12 protein-coding genes are annotated in these 14,069 nt (G+C 57.7%); 8 read left to right on the forward strand and 4 right to left on the reverse strand.

The features are described 5' to 3' along the window. Nucleotides 1-2: 2 nt before the first annotated feature. Together M7Q83_RS01330 and M7Q83_RS01335 are read left to right on the forward strand one after the other, a co-directional pair. Nucleotides 3-1,055 carry an NDP-sugar synthase gene (locus tag M7Q83_RS01330; RefSeq protein ID WP_298334569.1) on the forward strand — a complete coding sequence of 351 codons (1,053 nt, stop codon included), beginning with the start codon at nucleotides 3-5 and terminating at the stop codon, nucleotides 1,053-1,055. Beyond that, on the forward strand, nucleotides 1,056-2,030 hold the full coding sequence (locus tag M7Q83_RS01335) for an NAD-dependent epimerase/dehydratase family protein (RefSeq protein WP_298334571.1): 975 nt from the start codon (nucleotides 1,056-1,058) through the stop codon (nucleotides 2,028-2,030). On the opposite strand, the gene cofE is transcribed toward M7Q83_RS01335, so the two are convergent. Together cofE and cofD are read right to left on the reverse strand one after the other, a co-directional pair. After that, nucleotides 2,027-2,731 (reverse strand): coenzyme F420-0:L-glutamate ligase, encoded by a 705-nt coding sequence (gene cofE / locus M7Q83_RS01340; RefSeq protein ID WP_298334573.1) that lies wholly within the window; start codon nucleotides 2,729-2,731, stop codon nucleotides 2,027-2,029. The two genes, M7Q83_RS01335 and cofE, sit on opposite strands and share 4 nt — an antisense overlap. Further along, the gene (gene cofD, locus M7Q83_RS01345; protein WP_298334575.1) at nucleotides 2,728-3,684 is read right to left on the reverse strand and encodes a 2-phospho-L-lactate transferase; all 957 of its coding nucleotides are present in this window, start codon (nucleotides 3,682-3,684) and stop codon (nucleotides 2,728-2,730) included. The genes cofE and cofD overlap by 4 nt, the downstream gene beginning before the upstream one ends. A gap of 310 nt (nucleotides 3,685-3,994) precedes the next feature. Here cofD and M7Q83_RS01350 point away from each other — a divergent pair, with 310 nt between their 5' ends. The 6 genes from M7Q83_RS01350 to M7Q83_RS01375 are packed head-to-tail and all read left to right on the forward strand — an operon-like array spanning nucleotide 3,995 to nucleotide 12,369. Further along, complete coding sequence (locus M7Q83_RS01350) at nucleotides 3,995-5,014, forward strand: glycosyltransferase family 1 protein (RefSeq protein WP_298334577.1); 1,020 nt, start codon at nucleotides 3,995-3,997, stop codon at nucleotides 5,012-5,014. Next, nucleotides 5,011-6,090, forward strand: coding sequence for a glycosyltransferase (locus M7Q83_RS01355; RefSeq protein WP_298334579.1), 1,080 nt, complete (start codon nucleotides 5,011-5,013; stop codon nucleotides 6,088-6,090). The genes M7Q83_RS01350 and M7Q83_RS01355 overlap by 4 nt, the downstream gene beginning before the upstream one ends. Next, on the forward strand, nucleotides 6,087-7,184 hold the full coding sequence (locus M7Q83_RS01360; protein WP_298334581.1) for a glycosyltransferase family 1 protein: 1,098 nt from the start codon (nucleotides 6,087-6,089) through the stop codon (nucleotides 7,182-7,184). Before M7Q83_RS01355 ends, M7Q83_RS01360 begins: the two co-directional genes overlap by 4 nt. A gap of 7 nt (nucleotides 7,185-7,191) precedes the next feature. Continuing rightward, entirely contained in the window at nucleotides 7,192-8,103 is a 912-nt protein-coding gene (locus M7Q83_RS01365; protein ID WP_298334584.1) for a GDP-mannose 4,6-dehydratase, read from the forward strand. A 13-nt stretch (nucleotides 8,104-8,116) separates the two neighbouring features. Continuing rightward, nucleotides 8,117-10,996 carry a glycosyltransferase family 2 protein gene (locus M7Q83_RS01370; RefSeq protein WP_298334586.1) on the forward strand — a complete coding sequence of 960 codons (2,880 nt, stop codon included), beginning with the start codon at nucleotides 8,117-8,119 and terminating at the stop codon, nucleotides 10,994-10,996. Between the two features lie 5 nt (nucleotides 10,997-11,001). Next, nucleotides 11,002-12,369 carry a DUF5719 family protein gene (locus tag M7Q83_RS01375; protein ID WP_298334588.1) on the forward strand — a complete coding sequence of 456 codons (1,368 nt, stop codon included), beginning with the start codon at nucleotides 11,002-11,004 and terminating at the stop codon, nucleotides 12,367-12,369. A 69-nt stretch (nucleotides 12,370-12,438) separates the two neighbouring features. Here M7Q83_RS01375 and M7Q83_RS01380 read toward each other — a convergent pair whose 3' ends face one another. Together M7Q83_RS01380 and M7Q83_RS01385 are read right to left on the reverse strand one after the other, a co-directional pair. Further along, nucleotides 12,439-12,954: a hypothetical protein gene (locus tag M7Q83_RS01380; RefSeq protein WP_298334590.1), complete on the reverse strand. Its 516-nt coding sequence runs from the start codon at nucleotides 12,952-12,954 to the stop codon at nucleotides 12,439-12,441. Nucleotides 12,955-12,964: 10 nt separating this feature from the next. Next, a complete protein-coding gene (locus M7Q83_RS01385; RefSeq protein ID WP_298334593.1) occupies nucleotides 12,965-13,630 on the reverse strand; it encodes a dihydrofolate reductase family protein in 666 nt (221 codons plus the stop codon). Nucleotides 13,631-14,069: the final 439 nt, after the last annotated feature.

Below are 14,069 nucleotides of genomic sequence, written 5' to 3' on the forward strand. Positions count from 1 at the left end.
AGATGCGAGCAGTCGTTCTCGTCGGTGGGGAGGGCACTCGCCTTCGACCACTGACGTTTCATACTCCTAAGCAGATGCTTCGAGTGATTGGTTTCCCGATGTTGGAGCGGGTCCTGCATCGCCTTCGAGGTTTCGGTGTCGACGAGGTGGTGTTGTCGCTTGGATATCAACCAGACGCCTTCCGCTTGGCCTATCCGACTGGGGAAGCGGCAGGGGTCCGCTTAACCTATGCCATCGAAGAGGAGCCACTTGATACGGCAGGGGCGATCCGGTTTGCTGCAGAGAGTGCTGGCATTGATGAAACATTTCTGGTGGTCAACGGCGATATCTTGACCGACTTGGACGTAAAAGATTTGATAGATTTCCATCTCGATCGGCGAAGCCGTGCGACAATTGGACTGGTGCGAGTGGACAACCCTAGCCAGTTTGGCGTGGTGGTGAAGGATGAGCATGGGCGCGCCCTTCGTTTTGTGGAGAAGCCCTCGATCGAATCCGCTCCCTCGCATGATATCAATGCGGGGATCTACATTTTGGAGCCGAGTGCCCTTGAGCTTATCCCTCAAGGTGGCAAGATGTCGATCGAGAGAGAGTTATTCCCGCAACTGGTAGAACAGGGCAGCCTCTTTGCCCGCGCGTATGAGTGTTACTGGCTTGATGCGGGTACGCCAAAAAACTATTATCGGGCGATTCGAGATATTCTCTTTGGTGCTCGGATGGGTGAGCTTGTTCCCCCGCGAGCCTGGTATCCCGCTCCGAATCAACCGGAAGACGCTATCGGGCATTGCTACTTTGGTTCGTCGGTCCAACTGAGTTCGGTTTCACGAGTCGTTGGATCGGTGATTGAGGACGGGGTCGAGATTGCCGATGGGGCCACGATTGTCGACTCAGTTGTCCTTGAGGGCGCCCGCGTGGGTCCGGGTTCAGTCATCCGGGGATCGATTGTCGGTGCGCACACGGTGGTTCCTGAGGATGTCCACCTCGATGAACTAGCTATTGTCGCTGAGAGTACGGATCTCCATCCAGGCGACAGCTTGGTAGGCGTGGGACAATCGTAGATGACGTCGTCTCCTGTCTTGGTCACCGGCGGAGCCGGTTTTATCGGTTCTCATCTAGTGGAGCGGCTGATCGATGCTGGCTACGCAGTCGATGTGGTCGATAATCTTTCGACGGGCTCCCTCGCCAATCTTCGCACGGCGCGAGGTAAGGGTGATCGTGGCTTACATTTTCATAAGCTAGATATCGTCGATGGTGATCTTGAGTCGCTGATGATGCGGCGCCAACCTGGGGCGGTGATCCATCTTGCTGCGCAGGTCAACGTGCGTGAATCCATGTTGGACCCTGTCGGGGATTTGACGACTAACGTTGTCGGTTCTCTTCGTGTCCTCGAAGCTGCACGACATGCCGGCGTCGCAAAGGTGATCTTTGCCACGAGTGCCGGTATCTATGGTGCGATAGCACCAAAAGATCTGCCCGTGCGCGAGGATATGCCTCATAATCCGGACTCCTTCTATGGTCTGTCCAAGGATGCGGTTCTCGCCTATCTGCGGCTCTTTCGGGCGAGCTTCGACCTCGAATACACCGCTCTCGTGTTGGCGAACGTCTATGGGCCAAGACAAGGCATGTTGGCTGAGGGAGGGGTGGTGGCGAAGTTCGCTCAGGCCATCATCGCAGGCGAGCAGGCCAGTATCCTTGGAGATGGAAGCCAGACTCGTGATTTCGTCTACGTTGAGGATGTCGTCGATGCGTTTTATCGATCCCTCGAGCAGGGGGGTGGTCTTACGCTCAATATCGCCACAGGAATCGAAACCTCGATCAACACGCTCCATAAGGAGATGTATCGGATCGCGGGGGGTGAGTACCGGCAGCCGATCTATAGCCAGGCCATTCCCGGTGAGATTTTGCGCTCAAGTCTTGATGCCAGGCGTGCTGGCTGGTATTTGAGATGGCACGCGAGCACAACGCTCGAACGAGGTCTTGAACGGGTACTCGAGTGGTATGAGGCCACTGCGACTCAGACCAGCTTTGCCTAACGGAAGAGATCGAACGCGTACCCGCGGACAACGTCGGCACCGATGCTCCCATGCCCCAGGTGGCTACGGTCAACTCCTCTAACAAGGACAAATGGGGTACGACCGTCCTTGCGCTTAATGAGGTCAGCCGCTCCGGCAATCTCGTCGGCGATGCAGATCTCCGTTGCTTGCAGGGTCATGCCGTTGTGGTCCCGGGTCCCGCGTAGGTCGGCGATAGGTTGGAGGCCTGCGACACCGATAGCGATGTCGGTTACTCCTGATCGCCATGTACGGCCGAAGGTATCGGTGATGACCACTCCAAGCTGAAGTCCTGTCCGGTATTGCAACTGATGCAACAGGCGGAGTGCGCTTCGATCAGGATCCACTGGCAAGAGCGTGACGGTACCAGGGTCGGTATTTGATCGATCGATACCCGCATTAGCGCAGACGAATCCGTGGTGAGTCTCGGTGATCGCGAGTGTCCCTCGACGACGAAGGATGCGACGGGATTCGGAGCGCACGAGCGCGTCGAAGCTCTCCTGGTCGTCGTCATCTACGCTGACGACGCGTCCTTCGGCCTTTGAAATCACCTTTTGGGTGACCACCATGATATCGCCATCGGCGAGTTCAAAGTCTCGGACGATGAGAGCTGCGAGGTCAGCTCCCTGCACGATCTCCTCGTCGAGCGGATTGGTAAAGAGCTGGAGTCCGAGCTGATTCATCGTGCCCTAACCGCGAATTGGGCTAGGTTGACGGTAGCGTCAAGATCGGTCATAAGCGTTTGGGTGCTCAGGCAGGCCAGACCGGTGGCACGGATCGATTCGACGAGGTGTGCATCGGCCGTGTCGACGATGAAGACACTTGCGACCTCCTGGTAGAGCTGTGCAACGGTCCGTGCATCGTGCTGGGTCATGAGCGAGTCGAGTATTTCTGCAAGTGGTCCCTTGACCGCTTCGCCGGCAATAATTGGGGAGATCGCGACAACAGCTCCCTCGCTTGCCCGCCGCTGCAGCTGTTCACTGATGCCCCTCAATGCGAGGATTGGCCCGATAGAGAGTATGGGATTCGAGGGGGCAATGATGATCCGGCGTGCCGTGTCAAGAGCGTGGGTGACGTCCGAACTCGGTTGTGCAGTGTTGATGTGGTCGTATCGCACCCGCAACACCCGCGGCTGGTGATGGTAGCGGACAAAATACTCTTGGAAATCGAGTTCGACAATCTGGTCGCCTCGATTCTCTTTCGATGGGAGCTGAACGAGGACCTTAGTGGCGACCTCGTCGTTGGTCATGGGCAAAACGGTGAGGTCGACGTTCAACTGCTCGACGATCTCCGCGGTGACTTGCGTGAGACTGACACCCTCCGCGAGTCGCTGTGTTCGAAACATGTGGAGACCAATGTCGCGGTCTCCAAGGGTAAACCACGGGTCATCTCCGAGGCGTTGCAGCGAGGCTCTTGCGTGAAAGCTCTCATCTCGGAGGCCCCAACCGGTCTCCGGATTCACCAGATTAGCCAATGTGTAGACGATGGTGTCGAGGTCCGGGGAGATGTGAAGACCATAGTGAACCCAGTCGTCACCAGTGTTGACGATCGCGACAATCTCCTCTTGGAGCCCGGCATTGGTGAGGCCTCGTAAAAACTTGGCAGCTCCAACCCCGCCGGCGAGTACCGCAATCAAAACTCTCGATCTCCTTAACGCTCTGCCCAAGCCTCAACCTGCATTACTTGGTCACTCGATGCCTATTCTATCGATCGACCAAGGGATACCTGAGCACCTCGCTTCGCGCTCGACGATGGAGGCAACCGGCTGAGGCAATCGCTACTAGCGTTGTTGTTCGTTAGGGATGGGTTTGTGGCAGCGCTCCGCTTTGTTCGGGAGCCGGTCCGTGGAGACGTGGAGGTAGGTCGTCCGAGTAGCAATTGAGCTCACAGCGATCGTAGGGCAGCGTAGTGGTATCGGAGAGTTCGCTTATCACATGGCGGGGTCGGTGGCGCCCCACGTTGACGCAGCAGGTTTTATGGTCTCGCTCCGTCGCCACGGCCAACTTCGACAGGCCCTGCCGATCGGAGTTGCCTACTTGAACCTTGCGCTCCCCGCACGACCACTGCTCGCTTCGTGGCAGCGGTGGTATCGGCCAGACCTTCGGGGTCTCTTTCGTGGGTTTGATGTCATCCATGGAACCAACTTTGTGGTTCCTCCCGTGCGGGGCAAGGCAACGATCGTGACTGTCCATGATTTAGCTCCACTTCTCTATCCACATCTGTGTCGTCCAGAGGTGCTCGTGTTCCCGACGTTGGTCCGCCACGCCGTTGAGGCAGGATCGTTTGTGCATACGCCCTCCGAGTTCGTGCGTGGCCAGGTACTGGATTACTTCGGTATTGCGCCAGATCGCGTTGTCGCCATCGGGCATGGCGTGACACCACTTTGCGCACAACCATCGATTCCACCCATCGCCACGGAGTTGGCGGGGCACCCGTACATCCTCGCTTTGTCGACGCTTGAGCCGCGAAAAGGCCTGAGGTATCTCGTTCAGGCCTTCGCCGAGCTCGCTCCGCGCTACCCGGATCTTCGCCTCGTGCTGACAGGGCAGTCTGGCTGGGGATTGGATGAGTTGCTCGCCAGCTTGGGGGCGTCAGTTTTGGCCGGACGGATCTTGTTGCCGGGTTATGTTGCGGAGGATGCACGTTCATGGTTGCTCCGCAATGCGCACGTCTTTGCCTACCCAAGCCTGTACGAGGGTTTTGGGTTGCCACCATTGGAGGCGATGAGTGTGGGCACTCCTGTCGTCACAACGACTGCTGGTGCGATCATGGAGGTCGTTGGGGATGCGGCGATCACGGTGGCGCCGGGCTCCGCCGATGAACTGGCATCGGCGCTTACCAGGGTGATCGAGGACGACGAGCTTCGTGAATCGTTGATTGAACAAGGATACAGCCGAGCAGCACGCTTTTCTTGGGATCGAAGTGGGGAACAGATGGCAGCATTGTACGCAAGGGTCCTACGATGACGAGGTCAGGATTGCTACTGGTGGATCAACTTGTCAGACCGGTTTCAGGCGGTATTGGGGTCTATATTACGGGGGTACTCCAGGGCTTAGACCAACTCGGAATGGATCGGAACCTTGCGCTCCTTACCTCGCGTACCTCTGCCCACATAGGTCCATCCTCGTGGCTTGGTACCCATGTACAGACGCCCCTTGATTATCGCCTCCAACAGCGTCTCTGGGACTTTGGTTGGGGTGTCCCACGGGGCAACTGGTCCTTCTATCACGCGTTTTCACTTGGTGGACCCTTGCTGAGGATGGACATGCCCCAGGCGGTGGCGGTCTATGATCTGCTGTTTCGATCAGAGCAGGAGACTTTTCCTCCGCGAGCAAGGGCCTGGCATGAACGGCGCTTTGCTCAGGTGGTTGCGAGCAACGCACGGGTGGTGACGTTAGCTACAGAGACAGGCAAGCTGCTCGTGGAGGCTGGTGTCGCGGCAGAGCGTATCGCGATCATACCTCCCGGGGTTGATCATGTTCCGCCTGCTGACACCGTGGCGACAGCAAAATTGTTGGACGATCTTGGCATTGCGGGACGTTACCTGATGGTGCTCGGCACGGTCGAGCCACGGAAGAATTTGCCGCGTATCCTCAAGGCGTATCAACACTATCGGGCAACGGCATTCGATCCGGTTCCGCTGGTCATCGTCGGCCCGAAGGGTTGGGGTCCAGAGATCGTGCCGCCTCGAGGAGCGTTTATCGTTGGTAGCGTCTCAAGTGGAGTCGTTGCGGGGCTGCTTGCTCGCGCCCTCGCCTTGGTGTACGTTCCGTTGCAGGAGGGTTTTGGTCTCCCCGTGATCGAGGCGCTAGCCGCGGCGGTTCCAGTCGTCACTGCAGCGAATATTCCCGCTGCCCGATTTGGAGGCCTTGGTGTCGAGCCCAAGGATGTCGATGCCATCGCACAGGCCATGGAGCAGATCACCAGCGATGATCCATTGCGTTCCCAACTTGTTACGCAAGGGCTGCTCGCGGTTGAGGGGCTATCCTGGGTGGTGGCCGCCCAGCAACATCTTCGATTATGGGAGGAGCTAACGGCGTGAACCCAGTGGCTATCGATGCGACGTCTATCCCTAATGACCCCACGGGAGTGGGACGTTATGCGAAGGAACTCGTCGCTGCTCTTTATCAACTTGAGGATCGTCCTCCCATCTCGCTCTTGACGACTCGTGCGTCGCTGCGTCTCTTTGCGCTCCCTCCAAGGGGAAACTACGAAAACCTCATTGCTGCTCCCAATAGTCGGCCTCTTCGATTGCTCTACCAGGAGCGGAGTCTCGGTTCTATCGCGATCAAAGGTGGTGCCCGTGTCTTTCATGGCCTGCACTACCAAGTTCCAGCCGCCCGTCACAAGTTGCGAGTGATCTCAACGATTCATGATCTCACCTTCTTTGACAACCCTGAGTGGCACGAGCCGGCAAAAGTGCGTTACTTCCAGCGAGCCATCCGGCTAGCGGTGAAGCGCTCTGATGCGTTGATCGTTCCCTCGCAAGCGACTGCTGATCGTCTACGTAATCATTTCCCAACAACCCCTCCTATCCACGTGATCTATCACGGGGTTGATCCGCTGCTCGTGCCAGAGCACGGTGGTGATGAGGATGACGCAGTAGAGCTCTGCTCACTTGGGACCATTGAACCACGGAAAAATCTTGCTCGCGTGCTCCAGGCCTTTGACAAGGTTTCCGATCAATACCCAAATTGGCGGCTCCGCATCATTGGGAAGCGAGGTTGGAAGACCAGCGATTTCGATGCGGCCCTCGACGCGATGCGGAATCGGTCGTGCGTGAGCATCGAGGGCTACCTTGAGGAAAAAGACCTGCGGCGAGCACTGCGGCGAGCACGGGCGATGATCTATGTCTCCAATGCTGAAGGTTTTGGGCTCCCAGTTTTAGAGGCGTTGGCCTCCGGGCTCAATGTTGTTACCAGTAACAAGTCGGCGATGGCCGAGGTGGCGGGAGAGTATGCGTGGCTGGCTGACCCTGACGACGTCGATGCGATTGCGCACGGTATTGAAATGGCGGCGCTGACTTCGCGTACACCAGATGAGATAGAACGGCAGGTGAATTGGGCACGAAGCTTTACATGGGAGCGCGCTGCGCGGGAGACAACCTCGCTCTATTGCCGCCTGCTCGAGGCTTGAAAGCACAATGCGAGCACTCGTCACTGGTAGTCATGGCTTTGTAGGGGGGTGGCTATGTCAGCACCTTGCCGATGAAGGAGATGAGGTGATCGAGCTTGGTGAGGGCTTGAACCTGTGTGACAGAGAAGCGCTCCAGACGGCGCTCACTGGTGTGCAGGTCGATGTCTGTTACCATTTGGCTGCACTCTCGCACGTGGGAGCATCGTGGTCAGACCCTCAGCTGTATTTCTACAACAATGTCGTGGGAACAGCAAATCTGGTAGCCGTGCTCGCTCAGCTCCCACACCTACCGCGCCTCCTGCACATCTCTTCTTCAGAGGTGTACGGAAGGGTTGCGCACGATGATCTCCCCATCAAGGAAGCTCAGTCGCTCCACCCCGTCTCCCCGTATGCAGCATCGAAGGCGGCGGCTGAATTTGCGACCTTGCAGGGCTGGTACGGTCGCGGTCTGCCAGCGGTGGTGGCTCGTCCCTTCAACCATACCGGTCCAGGGCAGTTGCCTGACTATCTCGTCCCAGCGCTTGCAATTCGCATGATAGAGGCAAAGGAGAAAGGGAAGACGAGCTTGCGCGTAGGCAACGGTGATGCCTGTCGCGACTTCATGGATGTCCGAGATGTGGTGCGAGCCTATCGCCTCCTTGCTGTCCACGGCGTGCCGGGTCAGGCTTACAACGTCTGCTCGGGCGAGTCGGTGAGTGTTCGTACGATCGTCGGCGAACTCGCTGCCGTCCTTGATTACCAGGTCGATCTAGAGGTTGATCCCTCACTCTTGCGACCCAATGATGTCGAAGTTGTCGTGGGAGATCCGCGACGAATGATGGAGGTGACCGGCTTCTCCCGCAAGTTTTCCCTTACCCAGACGGTCGCAGGGGTGGTTGAGGACGTCGGCGGTGGTCGCTACCCTAGACCTGGCGACTAGCGTGTAGCTTCTGATGCAGGCACCCCCTAAAGTGGCAGTGATCGTCGTCGCTCACGATCCAGGTGATTACTTCGAAGAATGCCTGGCGAGTATCTCCTCGCTGAGTTACCCCGACCTCGATGTCGTTGTGGCCAACGTCGATGAATCGAGCCGAGTTGATGAGTTGACTCATCGCTTGTTACCGATGGCACGCCTATGCGAAGTGTCCGGCAACCCGGGCTTTGCTGCGGCGGCGAACGCGAGTGTCGAGTTGGCACCAGAGGCACAGTTCCTACTCCTGTGTCACGACGATGTTGCATTAGCACCAAATTCGCTCGCTGCGATGATGGAGGTTGCGTACGCCACGAACTCTGGCTTAGTCACCCCCAAAATTGTCGCTTATGATTCGCCCCGCCAGATTCTTGAACTCGGTAGTGATCTCGATTTTCTGATGGGGACCGCACCCCGGGTTGAGGTCGGAGACCTCGATCAGGGTCAGTATGACGAGATCAATGAGGTCGCAGTTGCCGCCGGATGCGCCATGCTCATCCGTGCTGATCTTTTCATGGCGATTGAGGGATTTGACGAAAATTTTGGGAGTGTCTATCAGGAAGTAGACCTCTCCTGTCGCGTGCGCATGGCAGGAGCACGAATATCGACAGCCCCACATGCTCGGGTGCGCCATCGATCAGTCTCCACTGCAGGACGCCGATCGCCGCGCCTACGGGCCGTTCAGCGTGGGGTCGTGCTCGAGGAACGGGTGGCATTGCCGCATGCTGAGCGCATCGAACTCAAGCGGCGCCACCAAGCTCGCTGTATCGCCAAGCTAGAACAGGGACGGACACGTGCGTTCGCGCTTGTGGTGTTCTATCTGGAACGACTCCTGGAAGCTTTTTTTCTCACACTCACCGCTCGCCCGCGAGTAGCTTGGGGTTGTCTTCGGTCCTTTGGTGTTCTCCGCGAACGGGAGGGACTGCGTCATCAGCGTGAACGCATGGCGGCGGACGGTCTTGATGTGCGATTATTGAAGTTTTCGGGATCATGGTTGACGTTAAGAAGCTTCTTCTCGCAGGCGAGGACCAACTCGACTGCGGAGTCGTTGCCGGAGTCGAGTACTCCAAGTGTGGAGACACCAAGCGAGGGGCATAGCGCACTAGGTAGATGGGCGCTGTGGATAGCGATCGTCCTAAGTCTTGTCTTGGCACGCGCTACCCTTTTTGCACCGACACCATTAGTGGGTTCTTTCACGCTCTATTCTTCTCCGCTCCAGCTTCTTGGGGCGTACTTCTCTGGCCATGGAGCGAGCCACCTGCTCGGAGTGGCTGTGTTGCCCGCCTCGGACCTGCTGATCGGTCTGCTGGGCCTCGTGTTGATCGGGCATACGGCGCTCGGTGTTTGGTTGCTTGTGGTCGCATCTCTGATCGTGGGACCCATCGGGGCGTATCGGGTGGCCAGACGACGCCTTCCCGATGGATTTGCTCGAGCCTCGGGTGTCCTTTATTCTCTGTCGCCTATTGTGGCGATCGCTTTGGTTCGTGGTTCGATCTACATCATCTTTGCATATGCTCTTGCACCGCTGTTGTTGGGGGCCACCATCGACGCTATTGCTGCTCAGCGTAGGTCCCGCAGGGTGATGCGCAGGTCGAATTTGCGGGTGGCAGCACTCTTTGCCCTCGCCCTCGCTCTTTGTCCGCAACTCGCCTTTGTCTGGCTTCTAGCCGCTCTCGTGCAGCTTGTGGCCTATGTGGCGACCGCTGGCGTCGAGAGGGCACGGAGGTTGGCGGTCGTTGTTGCCTACGCTGTTGCCTTTGGCGTCCTGGCGAATCTTCCCTGGATTGGGGCCCTTATCGCGGTTCACCCAGGGGCTGACTATGTGTTCACCGGTTTTGTCAACCCCGCAAGCTCGATGATCAGCGCCCTTTTTGGTGCATCTGTTGTGCAAGGTCTCTCCACCTGGTTGCTTGGCGCTATGGTCCTCACCCTTGTGGTGACTGTGGTTGGGTTTAGCGAAGGACAAGGTGGGGCACTCATGGTGGCAACCATTGGTGCCGTTGGCTATCTTGTTTTTTCCGTTTTGGCCGGACGGGGCATACTCGGTGGTTCACCTATTGCCCCGGTCTACCCGACGATTTTGGCGACACTGATCGTCTCGGTTGCGGTGCCGGGAGCCGTACGTCTCATGCTTCAAAGGCTTCGCTCCTTCGGCCTTGGACTACATCATGTGGTGGCTGGAGTCGTTGCCGTGGTGCTACTGGTGACCGTGTTAGGTTCAAGCCTCGGCGCACTCGCGGGTCAGCCAGGTCCGGCTAGCAACGCGCGTGACACGCTCCCTCTGGTGGAGGGTTTAGTCCGTGATCCGGGTTCCGTACTCTGGGTTGAGCTAGGTACAGGTCCGCGCATCGTGACGGGGGAAAAGTTGACCAACGGTGTCTACGTAGGCCTGACCGAAGGTGTGGCTCCGACGGTATTGACCGCTGGGGCTCCCGCAATAACCCATGGGCAAGCCACTCTTGATCATCTCGTAAGCCTGGCCCTCGCCGGGCAAACGGTGCGTCTTGGTGATGATCTCGCTGCTGACGGGGTTGGAGAGGTGGTTGTCGTTGGCGCACCGCGGACCTTAGCAGCTGATGCCTTCACAACTGCCTTTGGTCGGCAACTCGATATGGTCCAGCTCTTTTCTCAGGGCGGGATCTCTGTCTATCGCTTGACGGCGCGGTTGGTGTCTCCGTTGCGCCCTGCATCTTCGACGAATCCTTGGCTGATCGTTGGCATTTCCATCCAGCTCTTGACGATACTGAGTTTGTTGCTTGGTCTCTTTGGTCGACGCTCATGGCTGCGGAGCAGGTCCTTTGGCGCTGCAAGAAGGACTGCATCACGGCTCGCTCAAGAGCCAACGGAGCCAGTCAGGGTATGATGGCGATGCAGCGGAAGAAAGCGATATTGCTTGCGCTCGTGGTGGTACTCATTGGCGTGGTGCTCTTAACCAATGCGTATTCGGCGCAACGGGCTCGGTTTGCGGTGGCGAATGTACCTTTTGGTATCGGTAGTTTGGCGATCCCGACTGCAGTACCAGATGCGACATCGGTGAGCTGGTACTGTGTGGTCCCCGCGGCGCTTGGTGCGATTCGTTCTGATGGGATCATCTTGGAGAATCCAACTCGATTTGATCGACGGCTGCTCATCAGCTCAGAAGTGGGTAAACACCTCAATCACGGTCTTCTCTTGGCACACTCGTCACTTCGATTGCTGGTACCTCCTGGTCACGGACGAGTCATCGTCTCTTCTGGTGGAGTAGTGGCCTTCATGGAGACGCAGACGACCCCAACTGCGACTCCACAGCTCTCCCCGTGCAGCTCATCTCCGAGCAGCAGCTGGACCGTTGCGGGTCTCTCGACGACTACGGGTAGCCACTCGACGATCTCTGTGTACAACCCATTCAAAGTGCAAGCAGTGATCGATTTGAACTACTACTCCGCCCAGGGTGAAGTTTCCGTTCCCTCTGTCGAGGGCCTTATCGTCCGTCCCGGTGCAGTTCTGGCGATTAACGCGGAGCGCTTTGCGCCGAATACCTCTACTATCGCTGCGGGGATCTCAGCTCGGTCGGGAAGCGTCGTTGTTGCCTCGAGCATCGCGCTCCCGAATACCCAGGAGTCGCTCGGTGATGCTGCTCCCTCGGCACGACTGTACCTCCCGTACGTTCCCTTGGTTGGGACCAAGACGCTGTCGCTCGACCTCGTGAACACCTCGGCAACGGCGGATCCCGTGACGATCTCGATGGCCGGCTTCGATGGAACCGCGCAGGTAGCGGATATGGGTCAAATGCGTACCGTGGAGCGGGTCACGGTTCCCGCTGACGCTCCGTTGGTCGTCGACCTCACCTCGGTGGCAAGTACTATCGGGACCCGGGCGGTCGCCATCAAAGTGACCGGTCGTACTGCGCTCTATGGGCTCGGCGCGGTTCAGACCACGAGTCCAATCTCTTCCTTTTACGAGTTAGCACCGACATTCTTTCACTCCTCGCGGTGGTGGGTCAGTTGCGCCGCAAATCCCAGCACCCACGTTCCCGAGGTGGTCTTTAGTCGGGCGAGTCTGGCCTCGATCATCGGTGGAAGCCTTGCAGGGGGAGTTGCCCAGGGTTCGACAGCAACGAATATTTTGCGCCCATCGCTTGAGCCCATCGGTCTGACTGCGACGACCCCATCACTCTATGAAGTACGCCTATCCCAGCCGATGACGGTCGCACCGTTGCCAGCAGTGGAGGGTTGCGCCGCACTTCCTGCGACCTGAGACGGCACTTCCATCCCTGTGCCCGGCGTTGGTCGATCCGATCAGGGTGCGTGTTTCCATGACATCAGGTTACTGGAGTTGAGAAAAGCCGATGGCCCATAGGCGTTCGTAGCCCGATTCGGCTATCGCAGCGATGATGGGACTAGGATCAGCACGCAACTGGGGGTTCGCGGATATCAATGCGGTGGCCATGGCGCTCGGTATCGGGTAGGTCCCCCCCTGTTCTGCCACGCTGATCAGTCGTTCCGGCGTGTTCGGTGACTCCGTGGAGATCGGGCCGGTTGCACCCCAGCAGCGCAAGATAGTTTCACAAAGCGCGTGTAGTGACAGCCTCCTGGCCACCTGGAGCGTTGCACTTCGGCGATTCGGGTTCAGTACGTAGGGAGCGCCGAGGTAGTCAAGTTGTTCGATGGTGACCAGTCCCAGAACCTCGGACAGGTGGGTGGAAAGTTCCATGAGGGTTGGCCCATCGATCCATGCGAGTACCTGTTGGTTGGTCTGAACTTCGTCGGCATGCTCCTCCAGGAAGGCGAGCGCCTCATCGTAGGCGCGCTGATAATCTCGCACAATGCGACCGAGCTGCATGCTTTGTATTCTAGTCCAGAAGACTAAGTCGTAGAAAGGTGGCCTGTTGAGTGGTGATGCTGGCCGCCAAGTCAAAGTCGGAGGGTGTCGGCAGCTGCGTGGGGACGAGCTGAGGAGAGAGTTCTCCGACGAGCAGATGCCGTATTGTCACGCAGAGTTGATCGACCAGACCTTGAGCGAGGAGACTACCGAGCAGTGTCGGACCTCCTTCACAGAGTATGCCGCCTGGTTGATTCTCGTCGATTTGAAGGATCCGTCCTAGTTCGACCCGGTTGAGTTGTTCAGGTAGGCGGCGGTGAAAGATAGCTAAGGAGTTGCCGTCACTGGTAGCAGTGATCGCTGCTGGTGGCTGATGTCTGGTGGCAACGATGATGCGTAGGGGCTGACGCAACCCTGCTTGTTGGCGCACCTGAGCTAATTCAGGCGTGAGTGTCGGTGGTTGGTAGTTCTCTGTTTGTGCAGTGCCTGATCCCACCAAGATGACCTGCGCCGTTGCACGCAGCAGATGGAAAATCTTGCGATCGAGACTGGTAGAGAGGCCCTTTGACCGACCATCAATAGCAATCTTTCCATCGAGCGAGGTTACCATATTCGCACGAAGGACCGTTGCCTCAGTTACTGGATACAGCGTCAGAAGTTGCTCATAACTGAGCGTCTCTGTCTCGGAGAGATACATAGCAGGACTCCTCATTCCTTGAGCAATTGATAGTAGTTGTGCTGGAGCTAGTTCGGAGGGGAGATGATGACTCCGCTCATCACGATGTACGGTAGTGCAGAGTCCTTCGCCTTCACCTTGGCGTCCATGAGATCAAGGGTGATAGCGAACTCGTTTGTGACCGTGATTCGGGATCGGTTGGGGATGAGTCGTCTATTATCTTTAACGGTGGTCCCATTGATAGGGTTCTGGGGGGTTCCCGCTGTTGGCGTTCACGCCAGGGTCTAAATCGTCGATGAGCCCAAGCCTGCGTGTATCTCCTCCTTAAGGGTCCAGTGTTGCTTGAGTAGCTGAGTCTAGCGGTGGAAGTTATTGACCGCAAGAGGATACCCCTACGTAAGCCAACTACTTGCGTTCGTGTGTGTTGTTGATGAAGGCTGGCGGTGTGGCATGTGGCGGA

The organism is Ferrimicrobium sp., from assembly GCF_027364955.1.
Taxonomy (GTDB): Bacteria; Actinomycetota; Acidimicrobiia; order Acidimicrobiales; family Acidimicrobiaceae; genus Ferrimicrobium.